Here is a 19,983-nt window from a genome sequence, read left to right on the forward strand (position 1 = left end):
GTTTAATTAAATTATTGATTTGCCTCAATAATCTTTTTTTCCAATGAAGTTGTCGAATACCCCTCCAAAAACGGAATCACAAACACTTCTCCCGATTCTTCCAACACAACATCTCTTCCTACGATATATTGCTTACTGGTTAAATCTGTTTCTGTCGCATCATAATCCCCACCTTTGATTAAGACATCTGGTCTTACCGATTTTATCAACTCGTAGGGAGTTGAATCATTAAATATGATCACCGCGTCTACAAACTCCATGGCAGCCAAAATCATAGATCGACTAAATTCATCTTTAATGGGGCGCGCAGGTCCTTTGGATAACGTTTTTACAGATTCATCAGCATTTAAACCGATTACCAGTTTGGTTCCAAAAGATGCTGCATCTGCAAGGTATGTAATATGTCCCGGGTGAATCAAATCAAAAACACCGTTGGTAAAAACTATTTTTTCACCTTCACTTTTCCATTTATTGATAAGTGATTTAGCGTTTTCTAAAGAAACTATCTTATTCTTAATTCGATTCAACAACGACACTTTTTCTTTTATTATAGATAGGAATTAATAACATAGATCCTGCACCCAATACAATCACTAAAACCGTCTGAACCACCCATGTGATCCAGCCTAATGCACCACCTGCAGCTTCACTATAACCGTAAATTAATAATGCCGCCTGAATCGCGATCGGGTAAGCGCCAATTCCCCCATTGGTCAGTGCCATGGCCAGACCGCCTAACACAAATGCCGTTAATGCCTGACTAAATGAAATAGATGCGGTTTCCGGTAAGGCAAAAAAGTTAAAATATAACATCAGGAAATACATAATCCATATGAATATCGTATGAAAAATGAACATCCCCTTACTTTTCATTGTTAGTATGGATGTAATTCCAGAAACAATTCCTTTTATTGCATCCTGTACTTTTTTCAAAACTTCCCACTTCCAATCCACTCTATACACCACGTACAACCCTCCAAATCCTGTCGCCATTAAACCAATTAAGACTAATAAAACAGCGGTTCCGGAAATATCTCCAATTTTATCTGCAAGTAAACCATTCACGAAATCACTGATTAAATCATATTGAATTAATACAACTGTCGTGATAACCAGAATCAACATGATTAAATCAGCCAAACGCTCTGCAATTACAGTTCCAATAAGCTTATCTAAAGGAATTTTATCGTATCGATTCATAAAGCCACAACGTGATACTTCTCCTAATCTTGGTACAGCCAAATTGATTAAATAACCAATCATTACCGTAAAAAAACTATTGAACGTGTCAGGCTGATAACCTAGAGGTTCCAAAGTGTACTTCCATCGAATAGCTCTACTGATATGACTCAAAACAGCAGGAATAACTGCGATTCCAACCCACCAATAATTTGCCTGAGCGATTGAGTTTGCGATTTGTTCTTTTTGGTCTTCGGTTAACGTATCAAAAAAATACCATACCAGATACACCCCTAGTCCAAGAGGTACTCCAATTTTTAATACGGAAATTGCAATTTTCTTAATCAAAGCAATTATTTAAGTGTATTTGTTTCTTCGTCCGGAAAAACAATTGTGGGTTGAAATGTTTTTGCTTCCTCGAAATCCATTGTTGCATACGAGATAATGATCACCACGTCTCCTACTGCAACTCTTCTTGCTGCGGGACCGTTCAAACATACTTCACCGCTACCTCTCTTACCCTTAATCGTATACGTTTCCAGTCGCTCTCCATTGTTAATATTAACAATTTGAACTTTCTCTCCTTCAATCATATTCGCTGCATCCAACAAATCCTCATCTATTGTGATACTACCGATATAATTTAAATCCGCCTCTGTAACTTTAACCCGGTGAATTTTTGATTTAAAAACCTCAATCTGCATTTGTCCTACAAAAATTTTTGCAAAATTAGTATTAATCCGTTATTCAGGAAATTCGGTAATTAAAAGAAATAACCTATTGAATTAAAGCTATATTGTCTATTAATCGTACTCCTTCTACGTGAGCCGCTATAAAAGCTCTAATTTTCTTTTTCTTGGTTTTAATAGATCTTAACGTTTTTGACTCCACTATTTCGAAATATTCGAGTTCTACTTGAGAGTGGCCTTTTAACGATTGCTTTACCGATTTTATTATTTCATTTACCGATAATGTATCGATATGTGTTTTGGCCCAGTTTAATTGTTGATATAAAACAGTCGCAACTTTTATTCCTTCGGCACTTAGACGTGTATTTCTCGAACTCAATGCCAGACCTAACTTATTTCGTCTAATCGGACACCCAACAATTTGAATTTGCATTTTCAGTTCTGACACCATTTGCTTGATGACCGCCAACTGTTGGAAATCTTTCTCTCCAAAAAATGCGAAATCCGGATTAATCTGATCAAAAAATCTACTCACTACCTGCACCACGCCATCAAAATGTCCCGGACGGTGTGCACCTTCCATCACGACATCTAATCCTTTTAAGTCAACAGTGCTCTTTCCTTCAGATTTTGCTCCTTCAGGATACACTTCGTTGACTTCCGGAACCAATACCACATCGCAATGAGCTGCTTTCAACTTTTGTAAATCTTCTTCTTCAGTTCTTGGATATTTCTTCAAGTCATCCACATTATTAAACTGAGTAGGGTTCACAAATACAGAACATACGGATACATCACATCTGGAATTACATTCCTCAATTAGTGATAGATGTCCTTCATGCAAAGCTCCCATTGTAGGGACAAAACCAATGGTCTTTCCCTCCTTTACCTGACGGTCTAAAAATTGCCTTAATTCACCAAACGTTCTATAAACCAACATTGTTAAACTACTTTAAATCACGCATTGAATAGCGGGCAAAGCTACTTCAAAACTTGATTAGCACTATAAAAAGTAGTACTTTTGTGCGAATTTTTACGGAGAGAAGGATAATAAAGCAATTTTATGAGTAAAGTAAAAGTCTTGTACGTTTCGCAAGAAATCACACCGTATGTACCGGAAAGCGAAATGTCAACCTTAGGAAGATTCCTCCCTCAGAGAATGATGGAGAAAGGAATGGAAATCAGAACATTCATGCCCCGATTTGGAAAAATCAACACACGAAGACATCAACTGCATGAAGTGATTCGTTTATCTGGTATCAATTTAGTAGTAAACGATATTGATCATCCCTTAATCATCAAAGTTGCTTCAATTCAACCTGCACGTATGCAAGTTTATTTTATCGATAATGAAGAGTATTTTCAAAGAAAGGCTTTTTTAATTGATGAAGTGGGTGAGGCATTCCCAGACAACGATGAACGTTCTATTTTCTTCGTTAAAGGAGTGTTGGAAACTGTAAAAAAATTGGGATGGTCTCCTGATATTATCCATTGTCATGGATGGATGGCTTCTTTGTTGCCGGTTTATCTAAAAACAATGTATAAAGATGACCCATTATTCAATGAAAGCAAGATTGTATATTCTGCTTTTAGTGATATTCCTAATGGAGATTTAGATAAAGATCTTAAATCTAAACTTAAACATGATGATATTGCTGATGATATCTTAAAACATTTGGATACGGTATCATATGATGGTCTTCACAAAACAGCAATTGATTTATCAGATGCTATTGTTATTGGAGATCAAGGATTAAGTGAAGATGTTCAATCATATATTGATTCAAAAGATTGTCCAAGCTTAGTACACGAGGGAGATCCTGATGAATACGCTGAGCCTTTTGAAAAACTATACGATGAAATTTTAGATAAAGTTACCATTGAGTAATATTTATCTTTATTCATAGTTATTCATAACACCAGTTATTCAGAATATGCGTATAGCATTAATCATTTGTTCAGTTTTTCTGACATTACTAAGCACCTCCTGTAGAAAAGGCGAACTCATCGGAAGAGAAGTCCAGGTTGGAGATAATGATGTGCTTCTGTTAACAACAGACAGTTTTCACATTAGTGCACGTACCATTGAAGCGGAACGAGAGCGTACGGACGAGCGTTTCGTTGGAATGCTGGGAGCATATAAAGACCCAACATTTGGAACCAGTGTAATTTCATACATCTCGCAATATAATTTGGAACAAGAAGGCTTTACCTTTCCTTCAGATGCAGTTTTCGATTCTGCCTTTGTTTCTTTTAGATTAACAGGTGGGTATAGAGAAAAAGATTTAGATGCTGAAGTAAAGTCTTTGATGCATTTTCAAGTATTTGAATTGGCCGAAGACATCTTATTGGATAACATTTACTATTCAGATGAAAAGACAAAGGTTAAACCTAATTTAATTGGTGAATACAATGGCTTTGTGGGCCTTTTTGATAGTGTTTACGTAGATGGAGTTGCACAACCTCCGCAAATAAGAATACGACTAGATGATCTATGGGGTGAAAACCTTATGACCACTGACTCTGCTAATTTTGAAACCAACGAGGCTTTTGTTCAGTACATGAAAGGCTTAAAAATCATGCCTATTCAAACCAATCAAACAAATAGTAATGGAGCAGTATTCTATTTTAACCCTCTAAGTGGGTTTACCAATATCACGCTACATTATCATACAAATAGCGACACCACTAAGTTTAGTTTTATCACATCAAGTTTAACGGCTAATTATTCTACTTACGAACATGATTATGCCAATTCTGCTATTGCTAATATTCTAGACGATACTGCCGCTGGAAGCGAGAAATTATACCTTCAGGCTACAATTGGCACGGATATTCAGATTGAATTAAAAGACATTGCTGCTAAATTTGCTCAAGATCCTAAGGTTATTAATCTCGCTGAGCTTTATATTCCGGTGGATACAAATGAACCATATTATCCATTAGAAAAATTATCGGTGAGTAGAAAGCTGGAAAATGGAACTGCTGAATTTCTACCTGATCAGGTAGAAACAGGGGATCGTGTCATTGATGGTTCTTTTGATGCGGAAAATTCAAGGTACAGGTTCAGAATTACGCAATATGTGCAAGAAATAATACAAAATTATACTCCAGGCAGTAATCAATCGGAAATTCTTTTGATTAGTCCGTTTGGGAATAATACTTTAGCAAACAGATCAGTTGTCAACGGGCCCCGACCTAACAGTCCAGATGCTGATCAGTTGAAAATTGTAATAACATATACCCCCCTAAAATAGAACGATATGTGTGGAATTGTAGGTTATTTGGGTCATCGAGAAGCATACCCAATTTTAATAAAAGGATTACAAAGACTCGAATACCGAGGTTATGACAGTGCTGGAGTTGCACTTGGAACACCCCAACACATCGAAGTCATTAAAAAGAAGGGTAAAGTTGCTGATTTGGAAGAAGAAGCCAAGTCAAAAAACACTTCAGGAAAAATTGGAATAGGTCATACAAGATGGGCCACCCATGGCGTTCCCAATGACATCAATTCTCACCCACATTTTTCTGAGTCCGAGAATTTAGTTCTGATTCACAATGGCATTATTGAAAATTATGATGCTTTAAAACAAGAGTTGATATCCAGAGGATACTCTTTTAAAAGTGATACCGATACTGAGGTACTTGTTAATTTCATTGAAGAAATTAAGAAAGTTGAGAATACCGACCTGGAAAATGCTGTTCAAATTGCTTTAACACAAGTTGTTGGTGCATATGCAATTGCAGTAATGGAAAAAGGTGTTTTAGACGGGATGGTTTTAGCTAAAAAAGGAAGCCCGATGGTAGTTGGAATTGGTGAAAACGAATTCTTTGTTGCATCGGATGCATCTCCTTTCTTAGAATACACTAAAGATGCCGTTTACCTGGATGACGAAGAAATGGCTGTTATCAAAATAGGTGAAGGTATTAGCATTAAAACAATTCATGGCAATGAATTTATTGATCCAAATATTCAAAAACTTCAACTCAACCTTGAAGCTATTGAAAAAGGCGGATTTGATCATTTCATGCTAAAAGAAATATATGAGCAACCAAAATCTATCCGTGACACCCTGAGAGGGCGTATGCTGGTAGATGAAGGCATCATTGCGATGGCCGGCTTCCAGGAATATGAAGCTAAATTCATGAATGCCCGTAGAATCATTATCATTGGTTGCGGAACTTCATGGCATGCTGGACTTGTCGCGGAATACCTCTTTGAACAATATGCGAGAATACCAGTTGAAGTTGAATATGCTTCAGAGTTTAGATACCGTGATCCAATTATCAACGAAGATGATGTCGTTATCGCCATTTCGCAATCAGGTGAAACAGCAGATACATTAGCTGCGATTGAACTCGCTAAAGAACGAGGTGCCACAATTTTTGGGATTTGCAACGTGGTAGGATCCACAATCGCTCGTACAGCACACGCTGGAGCATACACACATGCTGGTCCTGAAATCGGTGTGGCTTCCACCAAAGCCTTCTCATCTCAAGTTGCAGTTCTAACATTAATGGCTCTTCATTTAGGTCATAAAAAAGGAACAATAACAAATTCGCAATTCCACGAATTGCTTACAGAATTAGATAATATTCCAAACAAAATTGAGAAGATGTTGGAATCAGATGATCAGGTACTGGAGATCACTGAGAAATATAGCAACATGGCCAACTTCCTTTATTTAGGAAGAGGTGTAAACTTCCCCGTTGCGTTAGAGGGCGCTTTAAAGCTTAAGGAAATATCATATATCCATGCTGAAGGTTATCCTGCTGCGGAAATGAAACACGGTCCTATTGCTTTAATTGACCAAAGCATGCCTGTCGTGGTTATTGCGAATCAAGGGTCACAATACGAAAAAATCGTAAGCAATGTTCAGGAAATCAAAGCTCGTGATGGGAACATTATAGCGATTGTAACCGAAGGTGACACCACGTTGAAAAACTTAGCAAATTTCTGTATTGAAATTCCTCAAACGGAAGAAGCTTTAACACCTCTGATTACAACTATTCCATTACAATTATTATCCTATCACATTGCGGTGTATAGAGGTTGTAACGTTGACCAACCTAGAAATCTTGCAAAATCTGTAACGGTCGAATAATCTTATTTATTCGGCCCACATAAACGCCTGACTGTTTGGAGAAAATTTGTCGAGGTTTTTGGTTGCAATAATTGCGATGATATCGCTTACCACTAAAAAACCAAAACCTCCTCCAAGCGTAAGGGTGTAGATGATAGGTACCTTAGTGGCTGTCCCCAGATATAATCTATGCACACCAAACACTCCGAGGGTTACTGCCAGTGTTATCGCAATAAACTTTTTTCTTTTGATTTCTTTATCAGTACCTGAGATTCCGGTCAATTCGGATACCAGACCTAACTCAATCCCATTCTCTATTTCTTCGTATGAAAACACAGACTCCTCCTCAATTCCAGCATAATCTGGGAGGTTATATTCAATGGTTACAGCTTTAACAAGGTTAACCCCATATACCGAGATCATTAATGTAACAATTAAGGCCCACCTCATTTCACTAACACTAATTTAGTATCAGTTTCTACAGCTTTTAAAACCGTTGGGTCGTCACTATTCCAAATCGGATAAAAACCCTCATCATTCCAGATATTTCTGGCAATGTAAGCCTTTAATCTTTTACGAATTAATTTCTCAGAACGATCAAATCCCGCTGACTCATAAAGTATTCCTTCTTTTTCTGCATAAGCTATCATTTCTTTAATCAGCTTATCGGTCACTTTAAATTGTGATATGTACTTTTCAGGAGTACCATAAGAATTCAATTCTTGCCTGTGTTGATCAGCATAATTAAAAGCAAAATCGTAAATAATACCCGAGTACACTAACTGATTCAAATATCCAGAGCCTTGTGTGGTATCAATTGGAACAAAAATATCGGGGATAATTCCTCCGCTCCCATAGACTTTTCTCCCATTGTCAGTAGTAAAAAATACCGAATCAACAATTTCAATACTATCCTTCGACAACATCTCTCCATTCTGATATCTATGATAGTATTCCTCATTGTATTGTTTTACTCCATCATCATAGGGTTTTTGAATACACCTTCCAGATGGCGTATAATACCTGGCTATAGTTAAGCGCGTTGCAGAACCATTAGGCCACATAGTTTGTTCTTGAACTAAACCTTTTCCAAAAGATCTTCTCCCCACAATAACACCACGATCGTGATCCTGTATTGCTCCAGCAAAAATTTCACTTGCTGAAGCTGAACTCTCATCGATTAAAACCACCAATTCCATATTAGGGTATATCGCATTATCTTTAGCGAAGACATCGGTTTTATTCCGTGCCTTTCCTTCTGTGTATACCAGTAATTCCCCTTTATCAAAGAATGCTTCCAACATATTGGTCGCGGCATGCATATAACCTCCACCATTACCGCGTAAATCCACAATTAACTTTTTCATCCCTTGGCGATTTAACTTTCTTACACCATCAAAAAACTCATCAGTTGTATTTGAACCAAAACGATCTACTTTAATTAAACCCGTAGTGTCGTTTATCATATAATTCGCACTCACACTATGAATAGGAATCTTATCTCTTGTGATCGTAAACTTGGTTTCTTGTCCTCCTTTTCTTAACACCGTAACATCTACCTTAGTACCTTTTTCCCCTTTTAATAATTTCAATACGGTTCGGTTTCTTACCCCAACTCCGGCAATCAACGAGTCATTCACCTTAGTAATACGATCCCCTGCTCGAATTCCCACCTTTTCAGACGGACCACCAACAATTGGATCAATAACTACCAAAGTATCTTTCTGAATATTAAATTGAATTCCAATTCCATCAAAATTCCCATCCAATGGTTCATTCATCTCAGCAAACTCATCCGGGGTGATATAGTAAGAATGGGGATCCAACTCTTGTAACAGGTTCTTCACTGTAGTATTGATCAACTTATCTTTACTCACCTGATCCACATACTCCGCATCGATATAATTGAGTAACTCACTCAACATGTCAAAGTTCTTTGATGAAGAAGAGGTGTTTTTTTCAAAAGACATTTGAGAAGGGGTGTCATTTAAACTACCTATAAAATATCCTATAGCCAAAGAAACTCCAATTGCGATTGGAACATATAGTTTCCAACTATTATTCTGCTGCGTACCGTCCATAATTAAAGCAAATTTAAACCTGTTAAGAAAACAAACACCAACTTTACTGCCCAGTTTATTCGAAATCCTCTATGGAATAACAAGTAAAAAAAGCATTTTTAAGCATTATAAAACACATTTTAACTCACCAGCCAAATATTATTCTTTTACTTTAATTATTTGGTCATATATTTTAAATATTAAATCATTACCGAAAAACGGAATGAAAAACTTTAAGATTTCTTAACACAACTCATTTTTAAGTGTTAAATTTTGCCTCTCAAACTGAAAAAACACCGCTTGTAAGGATGTTAATCAGCTTGAAACTATATGCTAAATGTGATGGAAACTATTCCTTTTAAGTAAGGGCGGCTGTTGAGAAATCAACAAAACAGGGGTTCTACCCCACTATTATTGTAACAATTAAATCTATGCTATGAGGAACAAAAACTATTTTTTGTTATTTGTCGGGTTGCTATTTGCCTCGATATCGTTTGCTCAGGTCACGGTAAAGGGTACCGTAACTGACAAACAGGACAACTCTCCACTTCCTGGGGTTACGGTTGTCATTCAAAACACTACAAAGGGTACCGTTACCGATATTAATGGTAAATATGAAATCCAACTGGATTCACTTGGACAAACACTTGAATTCAAATTCGTTGGTATGGAAACAGTGGCTATGGTCGCAACCAGTAATACGGTTAACGTTGGAATGAGTGCTGGTGTCAACCTAGAAGCTGTAACGGTTACGGCATTAGGTCTGGAAGTAGATAAGGACAAGGTGGGTTCTGCACAATCTACAATTGACGGAGCTGCCCTTCAGGACAATGGCGAAACCAGATTGATCAACAATATGTCTGGTAAAACCGCTGGTGTAAATATTATTCAATCTACCGGTGATCCGGGTGCTGGTTCTAAAATTCAAATTAGAGGTGCCAGTTCTATTACTGGAGACAACCAACCATTAGTTATTATTGATGGTGTTCCTATGGACAATGGTTCGTACAGTGGAGCTGGTTCAAACTACGTTGGTTCCGGTGGTGGTGTAACACAACAATCTCGTTTAAATGATTTAAATCCAAATGACATTGAAAGCATGGAAGTTATTCGTGGTGCTTCTGCTGCAGCATTATGGGGTTCTCGTGCTTTGAATGGTGTGATTGTGATTACCACTAAAAAAGGTAAACAAGGTGCTCAAAAAACATTTGATGTTAGAATCAACTCAGCTGTTGCTTTTGACCAGGTAAACCGTAAAATCGATTTAAATGAATCCTATGGTCAGGGGGTTTCTATGCTTCACTTAGATAATTCAAACACTGGTTTCACCAGAGCTTTATCATGGGGTGATAGAATCGCAGACAGAAAAGGTGGCGCAGATGATTTTATCACAGATCCTAATGCAGCTGGGTATAATGGGTACTTTATTGACAATGTTTCCGGAAACAAATACTACGCTACTGCGGATGGGGATTCTGCAAATCCTCACGGAGGAAAAAACAGCAGAGATATTTATAGTCCATATGATCAACTTTTCAAAACTGGGGTAACCTTTGACAACTCTGTAAGTATTAGCTCAGGTGGTCCAAAAGGAACGGTTTATTTCAGTGTAAGTGATCTAAACCAAAATGGTATTATTATCGCGAATAGTAACTACAGAAAGAACACCGTTAGATTAAGCGGTTCTAGTAGACTAAATGATAAATGGAATGTAAGCGGTAGTGGTCAATACATCAAAACCTCTTCAAACCGTGTTCAAATGGGATCTAACCTTAATGGATTATTCTTAGGTGGGTTACGTAACCCTGCTGATTTTAACATGGAAGACTATGAAGGTACTTACTATGGTGCTGATGGTTCAATTAACAAAAATGTACCACGTGCATTTAGAAATCAATTGGGTAAAAATCCTGGATATGGTTATGACAACCCTCTTTGGATGATGAGAAGATCTCCTTCTTCAGCAAATGTTAATAGAATGATTGGTAAAGGTGAAATCACTTACAGTCCAATGTCATGGTTAAGCGTTACTGCTCGTGGGGGATGGGATTTCTACACTGACCAAAGAGATGATTACTTCCATCCTTACTCTTCCGGAGAAAACAATGGAGGTAGATACGCAAAAGAAAAATACTCTTATTTACAATTAAATGGAGACATCTTCGCTCGTGGAACTTTCAAATTAAATGATGACTCTAAGTTAAATGCGTTAGTTGGATTTAACGTAAATGACAGAAGAGACAATACCATTTCTTCTGATGCGAGAACATTCATCAATCCATTCGCACCACCATTATTAAATAATGCTGATCCAGCAACAGTTGCGAGTGTAAACAATACTACAAGAATTCTTACCAATGGATATTATGGTACTTTCGGTTTTAGTTTCTGGGATGAGTTATTCGTTGACCTGACAGGTAGATACGATATCTCTTCTACTTTACCAGAAGATAACATGGGTGTATTCTACCCTGGATTAAGTGTTGCTTACCAATTAAACAAATACTTACCAAAATCTATGTTTGTTAAGGTAAGAGGTGCTATTGGTCAGGTAGGTCGTACTCCAACCGAGTATACTTTAAGAACAGGTTTATATTCTCCAACAAACAGCTTAACAGCTGTTGAGCAATTTGGTTATTCTGATGGTTGGGGGTCTGCAATCTTCCCTTCTGGATACGGTGGTGGATTTGCGCTTTCTTCAAACGCAGGAAATCCAAACTTAAAACCTGAAATTAAAACTGAATGGGAATTAGGTTTTGATTCTCGTTTCTTAAATGGAAGAGCATATGCTAATTTCACATACTACAACAATGAGACGAAAGATTTATTACTTTCTGTTGATGTAGCACACTCAACTGGTTTTGGATATCAAGAGTCTAATGCAGCTAGAATTACTAACCAGGGTGTTGAAATCGAAGTTGGTGGTATCGCAATGAAGAAAGAAAACTTCCAATGGTCTATTGATGGAAACTTCACACGTAACAAAAACGAAGTTGTTGAAATCAGTGGTGTTGACAATGTATTCTTAGGTGGTTTTACCGATGGTAGTTCAAGAGCTGTTGTTGGTCACCAATTAGGTGTTCTTTACGGATCTAAATGGGAACGAGATGAATCTGGAAACCAGGTGTTAGATGCAAACGGATTCCCTGTAATGGCAGCGGATAACGGAGTAATTGGTGATCCAAACCCTGATTTCCGTTTTGGTATTGGTAACACATTCAAATACAAAAACTGGGAAGCATACATCTTATTTGATGCGGCTGTAGGTATGGATATGTGGAATGGTACTAAAGGTGCATTGGCTTTCTTCGGTAGAGCTGGGTACACTGATGTTACTACTACTGTTTCTGCTTCAGATGCTGCTTCTCTGGTTAACTTCGATGGAGTTACTGTTGAAGATTACTACCCTTATGCTAAAAATGCGGATGGTTCTTACACGATTCGTGGTGAAGTTAAAAACTTCGGTGGCGGTAATGTAATCGTTGACGAGTCCTGGTACTTAAACGGACCTGGTAGTGGATTCACTGGTCCATCTGAGCAATTCGTTGAAGATGGTAGCTGGTACAGAATCCGCGAAGTAAGAATTGCGTATACATTGAGAAAAGAAAAAATGAATGGTTTCTTAGGATTACAACAAATCAAATTCTACGGAACAGTTAACAATGCTTTCTTGTTTACTTCTTACACCGGAAATGACCCAGATCAAACTTTGACTGGTGCTGGAAACAATGGTTTCGGATTAGATTATTTCCAAAACCCATCAACCAGAACTTACAGATTTGGTGTTAATATTTCATTTTAATTAAAAGAGAGAGAATTATGAAAATAAATAATATAAAATTTATTGCTTTAGCATTAACTGCAACAATGGGTGTGAGCTCTTGTAGCAAGTCTTTGTTGAAGGATGTGAATAATAACCCCAACCAAGCTCAGGATGCACCGCTATCTACTTTGGTGACATCAACCTTAGCTGGATCTATTATCCCATTTGAGGGTGAAAATGCAAGGTTTGCTGGAATTTGGGGTCAAACCTTTACAGGATCTGATAGACAATATTCAGCTTATGATAACTATGGTGTTTCTGCGAGTGACTTTCACTGGGAGTTTTTCTATTACGGAAATATCCAACAAGCTAACTTAGCAATTACCAAAGCTGATGAAAACCTATTCTACAAAGGAATATGTCAAATTTCGAAGGGGAATTCTTTTGGAACGATGACCGCTTTATGGGGAGACATTCCTTTTTCTCAGGCGAATAATCTTGTGGAATTTCCAAATCCAAAATTTGATAGCCAATTAGATGTTTATGCTGGTGCTCAAAAACTTTTGGATGATGGTATCGCTAATATCAATGCTGCTTCTATTACAGACGAAGCTGGTGTAGACTTCTTCTACTCTGGTGATGCTGCTAAATGGGTTAAAGCTGCGAATACAATGAAAGCTAGATATTATATGCACACTGGTGATTATGCTTCTGCTCAAACTGCTGCAGCTGCTGGTATTCTCGATGTTGCTGATAATATGATGATTCCTCATGCGGGAACATATAATCAAAACATGAATGTTTATGCTTCGTTTGGTGAGCAAGACCGTCAAGGATATATGGGTGCTCAAAACGCATATTTACCTACCATCTTGGATACAAATGGTGCTAAAAACAATTCAAAAACAAATGAAGGTGAAAGATTTGCGGATCTTTATGTAAATGCGGGTAGCCCGGCTACATATGATTTAAACTATTCCGGAAATCTATTTTCCGCTACATCTTCATTCCCAATGATCACTGCAAGTGAGACCCATTTAATTATGGCTGAAATTGCTTACAGAAATAACGATGATGCCAATGCAATCTTACACTTGAATCATGTGCGTCAGATTTTAGCTGCAAAATATCCAGCTGGACAATATGACGATTATGTTCTTGCAGATTTCGAAGCAGGCGGTATCGTTGATCATGGTAAAGGATCTGCTTTAGCTAATATCTTCCATGAGATCATGAGAGAAAAATATGCTTCTCTTGTGGGGCAAATTGAAGTTTTCAATGATTTACGTAGAACAAACAATGAGCTTGGTTTAACTCCAAAAGGAACCGCTACAAATCTTCCACAAAGATTTTTAATTCCGCAAGACGAATTAAATGGTAATCCTAATGCGAGTACAACAGATCTTTTTGTTGAAACTGAAGTAAACAAATAAGAAAATAATTTCTCTTTATTAAAACAAAAAGGTCGGCTTAATGCCGACCTTTTTGTTTTTAGAATTTACTGCATAAAAAAGAGGAAGTTAAACTTCCTCTTTTTTTGTACCCTCCGTGGGACTAATGTCGAATCAATTTGATAAAGATTTGAAGAAATTATCAGAGCTTTATCACTCAATAAAAGCAGCCTAGACAATATTTTACAATAATTCATTTCTTATTGATTCTTGTTTAAGATCAATCAAAGTAATCAAATCGAGTTTCATATAGAAGTCGAGATACATATAAAACTAATTTTTCTCAGTATCGGATAATAAAAATTGCTAATAATTTGTTTTAGATAATAGATTAGGTGCAAAGAGATAGCTCCCTATGACAGACGTTTTATTTTAATCATTATAATACAGGCTTACTATGTTTCTCACAACGTTGTCCTTGATAAAAACCTTTCTCATTCTATAGTCCTCACTAGTCGGAGAGTCACTATACATAAAGCAATATTCACTATTCACTTCAGAATAATTCCAAACATATACTGGTTTTCCAATGATTTTATATACCTGCTTTTCTGTCATTCCTTCATTAAGTGATAAGAATTTTTTGTCTGTATAGTTTTCCGAATATCGTGTATTCTCACTTCCCTGTGAAGTCCATTCGCAAAGCAACCCGTAATATCCATCTAACTTAAGTTTTGGGTTAAATTGTTTTATTAGGAACAGTATCCCTAACAGCAATATAGTTGGTATGATAATTTTCTTCATTTTCAGTTTAATTTTGACTTACGTTTTTGTGAACTGCTATTTGTCAATGTTTTTATATTCTCATTTTAAGCTCCTTCATTTAAACGTTGGTCAACTGTAATTATTTCTCGGTCGGGAAAAGTGGTAATTGCAGCTAACGTTTAGTATATGGCAAGTAGGGCAGTAGAAAGCGATAAACTTTCGAGTTTGCACTGAGCCAAATCGTTGTATTTTGTTTTTATCTTATTCATTTTAAAAGCCAAATCAACGATTTGGCGGTGTTTGTATATCTCATTGAACTGACTTAAACCATTGAACGCCCTATTTGCTATATATCGTGTTATATGGATTTTCTTTAATGTACACTAAAATAGCATTCGCGTTCACCTGCAAATTCAAATTGTCCATCTAATATAATAAGTCCGCCTTTTTGGTCAATAAGTTCAATAAGCACGTCTGCTGAAAATGTATCAAAGTCAATCTTTTGTTTACTATTAAAATGTACTGTATACTTAACCAATGAATTCCCTTTATTTGTTACTCTGTTACCCCTAGGGAGTAAGTCAAATTTATCAGCATAATAACTTTTCCAATATGGACCACCTTTGTAATTACCTTCTTTTTCATAATAATATGAATACATAACATAGTGGTCTAGCCAAGGGTGAAATTCTTCATTCTCTAATTTAGGTTTAACTGAAATACTCTTAACGGCTAAAGAATCAAATCTGTTTATTTTAATATCAATCCCGAGGTATTCATATTGTCCTTGCCACATTCTTGCTGTCACTGATATATCTTTGTTAATGTCTTCATTCAAGGTTTCGTAATATGTAAAGCATCTACAAGAAGATAGAGAAATGATTGAAATTAATATGTATATAATTCTAATTGTCATTTGCTCATTTCACATAACGGTTGGTGTATGAGGCGTTGGGCATTTCAACGCACTTCACTTTCAAACCACTGATATGTTTATTAATTGTACTCACATTTAATTAAATACTTGCTACCCAATGACTTATACACATTGTTGTGTGGTCGTACTTTCTGTTCAGTCGGGGGTGGGCAAGACATACTCTTTTGCAATTTTTGGTTGAGCGATGGCTGGTGCGAATTGCAAATGTGTATGGCTTTATGTGCTGGCTATAAATAATCTATCTTGACATTAGAAATCTTATCTAATTCAGTTCCAATTTTTTCTTTAATCTTTTGGATAGAAGAATACTTATTGGATATTATTTTTTGTTTATCAAGGTCAATTATTCCATTAGTAAACGGGATAGGTATCTCAATGTCCTGTATTTTCCCTTTTCCTGCTTTATTACTAAATCCGAAATTATGGGAGCTAAACTCCTTTTCTATTTGGTATTTAAGAAAATATATATCCATTGATTTAGTTAAATCCTCTTGTATCATCAATGGGATTACTTTTTCAGATAAAGAAAATCTTCCTTCTCTAAAATGTGCTTTGCCAATAGAACCATCAATATTCCAAGTCAAGCAATCCTCAAAATATTTGACACCTTTAAGATTATCTTTTACATATCCGTAGTCCACCGATTCAGGAAATTTTGAAGCAGAATAAACAGGAATATTTCCTTTGTTTTTATTAATAAAAGACTTAGTAAACTTACTGTTGTTAGTCTTGATAGTGAGGTCAAATATGTCTTTAATCTTCATCAGTTTGAAGTTCTCGTCCAAAGATATTTCAACATTTAAGTCTTCAATCTGTTTTTTGTACTCTTCAATTTTATGTTTTAAATCTTGAATAAAAAGAATTTTATCAACAATCTCATTTTGTGCTTCAATGTCAAAATCGCCATTTTCATTAACAGGCATTTTTATTTCTACATTTTCAATCATTGAAGGATAAACTTTGGTAAATTCATCTTCTCCTTTTTCCCCTTTTCGTCCTTTTGCAAGTCCTCTCAATGTCGGCTCTAAAACGGTTTTTATGTAGGTGATATTGATATTTTCTTTTGTTGGCTTTAAAAGTCCTCTATCTGCATTGATAGAAAATTTACCATCAATAACCATAATATAACCTGCAAAACCATTTGTTGCCCAAGTCAAGTATTCCCCGTCATAGTCAAAAGAATTGATATGTGTAAGAGGCGCATTGTTGGAGGCTGAATAAACAGGAAAATCTCCCTTATTTTGGTTTCCGAATTTTTTAGTGTATTTCGATTTTCCTCTTTCTATGGAGAATAAGTCTTTAAGCTTAAAGTTTGAATAGGTTAGTTCAGACTTTTTTTTTTCTGAAAGCTCTTTTATTTCTTCTTGGAAACCACTTATTGAAACTGCAATATCTTCAACCAAGGAAGAAAATTCTAAAAGACCTACTTTCTCTTTTTTCTCACTTATTCCAATTTCAATTTTTTCTTCTTCTGACCACCACTTGTCAATTATCCAACTTTTATCAATGCTCTCTTCAAAGGTTTTAAAAGGAAATATTTTACAACGCTTATCTGTGTTTATTTTTGAGAAGCTCTGCTTATTGCCTTTGAAAAACGAATAAAGAGTAACAGCTTCGGACAAATCATTGTTTTCTATATCAAATCGGTAAACATCTCTGCTCTCTCCAATTTCACTTACCAAATATGAAAATACAGGCGATTTTTGCTTTTCTTTCTTATCAGCCTTTTTAGTAAGAGCTAATATGTATGTTTTTTTATTAGTGGTAAAAAATGTGTTAAGTGGAAGTGATATAATACCATCAATGAAACACTCGTCCACAATAAATTGCCTTAGATTTTTGTCATTCTGACGATTAAAAATACCGTCAGGAACAACAATAAATGCCTTGCCATTTGGTTTCAAGGCTTTAATAATCCATTCCATAAAAAGCCCCTCAACTCCCATTGCGTTAACTTTGAAATAGTTAACCAAATCGCCATCTTTTTTAACTTCTTCTTTAAGATTACTACTGCCACTTGTTACATAAGGTGGATTTGTTAGGATAAGGTCATATTCATTTTCAACCGCATCTGAAAGCGTTCCTAAAATAGAGTTTGTTTTTAGGACAAAACTTTCATTGAATAAATCTGCAAAATCATTAGTAATATTTGGGTTCTCCTTTAATAAGTCAGAAAAATAAATGAGCATATTAGCTTTTGCTAATATTATGGTTTTTTGTTCGTCTTTATCAAACCCTTTGTCATATCCGTGGATTGTAACTTTAGGTTTCAGTTTTCCATTTTTCACTTCATAAAACTGGTCAAGTTTTGTAAAAATTGGTTCAAGTAAGAATTTCCCAACTCCACAAGCTGGGTCACAAATTTTTGAACCAACTTTTATATCATCTTTTGCCATTTCTGTAATGGCTCTAATTACTTTTAGCGGAGTAAAAAATTGTCCCCAATTCTTTTTGCTAATACTTTCTTTAAGGAAACTTTCAAATAGTTGGCTTTTGAAATCTTTATCAATGTATTCAAGTTTACCGTAAGATTTGAATTTACCTAAAACCTTTTTGAATACTGTGCTATACCCTTTTACAGCTTTTTGGTCTTTGCTTACAAATATTGTCCCATTAATAATAGTTGTTCCGTCCAAACCTGGAGGGAAAAGCTTTTTAATTTGGGGTCTAATTGTTTTGGCGTAATAATCTAAAGCTTCTTCGTCTGGGTTATCAATTTGATAATCGTATCTTTCTTGTAAATGGTCAAAATTTATCCCTTGTCCAAGGATTCCTAAATCGCTTAGATATTTAAATATAAAAAGCTCTACAAAAGTGTAAAGACAATTTTCTGGAGTTGCACCACTAACAGACCATATGTCTTGCCAAATCTGTTTTGCTAAATCAGTTGGGTTGACTAATTTTTTTGGTTTTATCTGGTCATTAATTTCGTTGATTGACGAAATTATTTTCTCAATTAATTCTGGGAGTTTTTCATCTTTTGGGTCGAAATTATGTTTGAACTCTTTCCCGTCTTCTTCTTTTATCCGATTTCCTGTTTTTACATTAACCCAAACAGATTCCTTAGTGTCAGTCGCAATCATAATATTTGAGCCTATCTTTCTTGCAACTTCTATCTCTTGTTTAATTGCTTTGTTCTTTTGAGCTTTAGTTTTAAACTCAGAAGGTTTTTTATACTCAATTACAGCAATTACATTTTTTTGCTGAACTATTAAAGCGTCAACTTTTTTTCTTTCTTCTTTTCCGTAGTTTACATTACGAATAATTCTGTATTCTTTCAGAGCCTTTATAGAAGTTGCTCCGATATTATAAAAGTCCCATTTCCCGATTTTTTCGGGATTTTTTTGAAGGTCTCTTTGTAATAATTCTTCACTCATATCTGATTATATTTTAAGAGTACCTTGTTTCACATTATTATTTAGATAATACTTAGTTTTTGATTCGGCAAGCTCATATATTGTTTGAGATTCTTCAACTTTGTACTTTACCGATTCTCTCGCAAATTGGTCGCTCAAATATTGCCTTTTCATAACTTCAACATCAATATTTAGAGCCTCTGCGAGAAGTATTAGTTTTTCTTCATCCAAGTGTTTTTTGTCATTTTCGACTTTACTCATACTCCCACTGTCAAGTTTGACTTTAGCAGCTAATTCTGTTTGGTTTAGACCCCTTTCAATTCTAAGTCTTCTTATGTAACTGCCGAAACTTTCCATTTTTACCTTGCTCATTTTGACTTGGCGATTTTTGCAAATCTATGAATTTAATTTCGGTTTTACGAATTTTTGGGTGGGAAAAGATTAGGCTCTTTTGGTTTTTTTAGTGTTGGAATTTAGCGTTGGAAAAAACCAAATGTGCCTAATGAGCGTTGGCTTTTTTGTATGCCGCACAACGGCTCGTATAAGAAACGTAAGTGATTTCGAAGCTCCTACTTGTCAATTTGTACTGAGCCAAATTTGCGTTTTGACACAAATTAAAATATTAAACAACCCCGTCAAATCGCAGATTTGGCGGAGCTGATTAAATGTGCCAAAGTTTCGTAAACCACTGAGCCACTCATGTTTTTTATACATTGTGTCTGTTGCGCAACTTACTAATTTAATGTGAATAAAGTT

Annotated in this window: 15 protein-coding genes; 5 read left to right on the plus strand and 10 right to left on the minus strand. The window is 35.8% G+C overall.

Features of this window, described 5'->3' with window-relative positions:
• Window positions 1-11 precede the first annotated feature (11 nt).
• The 4 genes from KFE94_06170 to panC all read right to left on the minus strand — a co-directional run bounded on the left by KFE94_06170 (window position 12) and on the right by panC (window position 2,808).
• On the minus strand, window positions 12-536 hold the full coding sequence (locus tag KFE94_06170; protein ID UTW67695.1) for an adenylyltransferase/cytidyltransferase family protein: 525 nt from the start codon (window positions 534-536) through the stop codon (window positions 12-14).
• Window positions 514-1,527: a flippase-like domain-containing protein gene (locus tag KFE94_06175; GenBank protein UTW67696.1), complete on the minus strand. Its 1,014-nt coding sequence runs from the start codon at window positions 1,525-1,527 to the stop codon at window positions 514-516. Before KFE94_06175 ends, KFE94_06170 begins: the two co-directional genes overlap by 23 nt.
• A gap of 5 nt (window positions 1,528-1,532) precedes the next feature.
• A complete protein-coding gene (locus KFE94_06180) occupies window positions 1,533-1,883 on the minus strand; it encodes an aspartate 1-decarboxylase (GenBank protein UTW67697.1) in 351 nt (116 codons plus the stop codon).
• A gap of 73 nt (window positions 1,884-1,956) precedes the next feature.
• Window positions 1,957-2,808: a pantoate--beta-alanine ligase gene (gene panC / locus KFE94_06185; protein ID UTW67698.1), complete on the minus strand. Its 852-nt coding sequence runs from the start codon at window positions 2,806-2,808 to the stop codon at window positions 1,957-1,959.
• A 123-nt stretch (window positions 2,809-2,931) separates the two neighbouring features.
• Between panC and KFE94_06190 the strand changes: the two genes are divergently transcribed.
• From KFE94_06190 to glmS, 3 genes are read left to right on the plus strand one after another with little or no spacing between them, the layout of a single operon-like run.
• Complete coding sequence (locus KFE94_06190) at window positions 2,932-3,756, plus strand: glycogen/starch synthase (GenBank protein UTW67699.1); 825 nt, start codon at window positions 2,932-2,934, stop codon at window positions 3,754-3,756.
• A gap of 46 nt (window positions 3,757-3,802) precedes the next feature.
• Window positions 3,803-5,125 carry a DUF4270 domain-containing protein gene (locus tag KFE94_06195; protein ID UTW67700.1) on the plus strand — a complete coding sequence of 441 codons (1,323 nt, stop codon included), beginning with the start codon at window positions 3,803-3,805 and terminating at the stop codon, window positions 5,123-5,125.
• A gap of 6 nt (window positions 5,126-5,131) precedes the next feature.
• Complete coding sequence (gene glmS, locus KFE94_06200) at window positions 5,132-6,976, plus strand: glutamine--fructose-6-phosphate transaminase (isomerizing) (GenBank protein UTW67701.1); 1,845 nt, start codon at window positions 5,132-5,134, stop codon at window positions 6,974-6,976.
• A gap of 6 nt (window positions 6,977-6,982) precedes the next feature.
• Here the strand turns inward: glmS and KFE94_06205 are convergent, their stop codons facing one another.
• Complete coding sequence (locus tag KFE94_06205) at window positions 6,983-7,405, minus strand: TM2 domain-containing protein (protein ID UTW67702.1); 423 nt, start codon at window positions 7,403-7,405, stop codon at window positions 6,983-6,985.
• Window positions 7,402-9,036, minus strand: a complete 1,635-nt coding sequence (locus KFE94_06210; GenBank protein ID UTW67703.1) for a S41 family peptidase — start codon at window positions 9,034-9,036, stop codon at window positions 7,402-7,404. The genes KFE94_06205 and KFE94_06210 overlap by 4 nt, the downstream gene beginning before the upstream one ends.
• 415 nt (window positions 9,037-9,451) lie before the next feature.
• Here KFE94_06210 and KFE94_06215 point away from each other — a divergent pair, with 415 nt between their 5' ends.
• A complete protein-coding gene (locus KFE94_06215) occupies window positions 9,452-12,817 on the plus strand; it encodes a SusC/RagA family TonB-linked outer membrane protein (GenBank protein ID UTW67704.1) in 3,366 nt (1,121 codons plus the stop codon).
• Between the two features lie 17 nt (window positions 12,818-12,834).
• Window positions 12,835-14,211, plus strand: coding sequence for a SusD/RagB family nutrient-binding outer membrane lipoprotein (locus KFE94_06220; protein UTW67705.1), 1,377 nt, complete (start codon window positions 12,835-12,837; stop codon window positions 14,209-14,211).
• 390 nt (window positions 14,212-14,601) lie between these two features.
• Here KFE94_06220 and bamE read toward each other — a convergent pair whose 3' ends face one another.
• From bamE to KFE94_06240, 4 genes are all read right to left on the minus strand, one after another.
• Window positions 14,602-14,973 carry an outer membrane protein assembly factor BamE gene (bamE, locus tag KFE94_06225; GenBank protein ID UTW67706.1) on the minus strand — a complete coding sequence of 124 codons (372 nt, stop codon included), beginning with the start codon at window positions 14,971-14,973 and terminating at the stop codon, window positions 14,602-14,604.
• 334 nt (window positions 14,974-15,307) lie between these two features.
• The gene (locus KFE94_06230; protein ID UTW67707.1) at window positions 15,308-15,772 is read right to left on the minus strand and encodes a hypothetical protein; all 465 of its coding nucleotides are present in this window, start codon (window positions 15,770-15,772) and stop codon (window positions 15,308-15,310) included.
• A 326-nt stretch (window positions 15,773-16,098) separates the two neighbouring features.
• Complete coding sequence (locus tag KFE94_06235) at window positions 16,099-19,248, minus strand: N-6 DNA methylase (protein ID UTW67708.1); 3,150 nt, start codon at window positions 19,246-19,248, stop codon at window positions 16,099-16,101.
• Between the two features lie 6 nt (window positions 19,249-19,254).
• Window positions 19,255-19,599: a helix-turn-helix transcriptional regulator gene (locus tag KFE94_06240; protein UTW67709.1), complete on the minus strand. Its 345-nt coding sequence runs from the start codon at window positions 19,597-19,599 to the stop codon at window positions 19,255-19,257.
• Window positions 19,600-19,983: the final 384 nt, after the last annotated feature.

Source organism: bacterium SCSIO 12643, assembly GCA_024398135.1.
In the GTDB taxonomy this organism is placed as follows: domain Bacteria; phylum Bacteroidota; class Bacteroidia; order Flavobacteriales_G; family Salibacteraceae; genus CAJXZP01.